This window comes from Streptococcus sp. HMSC062B01, assembly GCF_001811085.1.
Taxonomy (GTDB): domain Bacteria; phylum Bacillota; class Bacilli; order Lactobacillales; family Streptococcaceae; genus Streptococcus; species Streptococcus gordonii.
In genome coordinates, this window is the sequence record NZ_KZ672782.1 from 136,544 (window position 1) to 137,730 (window position 1,187).

Consider the following 1,187-nt stretch of genomic DNA (forward strand, 5'->3'; position numbering starts at 1 on the left):
AATCTGAAAATCCATTAAAATATAGAATATCATCGAGATTGGTTCTGGATAGGGAAGGGAAACTATTTTGTGCGAGAAGCACCTCTTCCATCGCTTCACTAAGCTCTGTCAATTTCCCATTTTCCAGATTTAGCACTAGTCTTTTTTTTTCTTCCAAATTTTTTCTTTTTGAAACGGAAATCCGTACATAATCTTTACCCTCAAAATAGAAACTAGAACCAACTTCTTGGATGGCCCCATCATCTCTCAAGCCATAATCTGAATCATATTCTTCTACGGCTTTTTTGAGGTCTATGCGCTTTTCATCGAAATTTTTTTTACGTAAATCATAAGTGATAATATCAAATTTTACGAGTTTACCGGATGGTAAGGTATTCTTTTTTGCATAAAAGTGCTCATAAGTTGTAAATGTTGAGACTACGTAGTTACGACTCATCCTTAAATCATTGGATTGCCAATTTACATCTTTAGGACTAACTAAGACATAGCGCCCATCTTTTGTTAGAGTGATATCTTTCAGCGAAGAATCATATACAAGCGTTTCCTTTCTAGACTCTTCCTTTGGCTTGGAAGGAGAAAAGAATTGTTTTTTTAGATAAACAAAGCTACAGAAAGCTACTAGTAAGACAGCAATCACTAAAATAATTTGTTTTCTTTTATTCATTTATTGTCCTTATTACCCGTTTCAGTCAAAGCCTGTTGATAAACGATGTTTCGCAAATTTGTGGCATATTAATTTGCCTCTTTTTTCCTATTTGCGTTTATGCTTTCCTGTGCTTTTTTAGCTTCCGCTTTGGACCAATCAATGAATTCTTGGTAATTATTTAAAGGAGTTTCTTCGTTCGTTTCATAATCCTTTGCGATTATATCTAGCTTATCCTGACCAACTGGCGCAAACCAATGGCGAAGATCTTCATAGTAATCTGCAGGAGAAACCAAGCCTCTTCGATACAGAATTTCTGTAATTCTATTTTTCTTTAAACGCTTGACCAAGTCAGGAAACTCATGGCTAAAGTTAATATCCTGCCCAATCTTGTTCTCCTTTTTATCATTAATATAACCTAAATCATTTAAATCTGAAAATCCATTAAAATATAGAATATCATCAAGATTTGTTCTAGATAGGGAAGGGAAACTATTTTGTGCGAGAACTACCTCTTCCATCGCTTCACTAAGCTCTGTCAATT

At 34.5% G+C, this 1,187-nt stretch carries 1 protein-coding gene and 1 pseudogene; both read right to left on the reverse strand.

Annotation, left to right across the window (positions count from 1 at the left end):
- A partial coding sequence (locus HMPREF2780_RS05920; RefSeq protein ID WP_158672296.1) for a hypothetical protein occupies nt 1-664 on the reverse strand: 664 nt, incomplete at its 3' end.
- Between the two features lie 68 nt (nt 665-732).
- Nucleotides 733-1,187, reverse strand: a pseudogene (locus tag HMPREF2780_RS05925) (hypothetical protein); the annotation flags it as partial.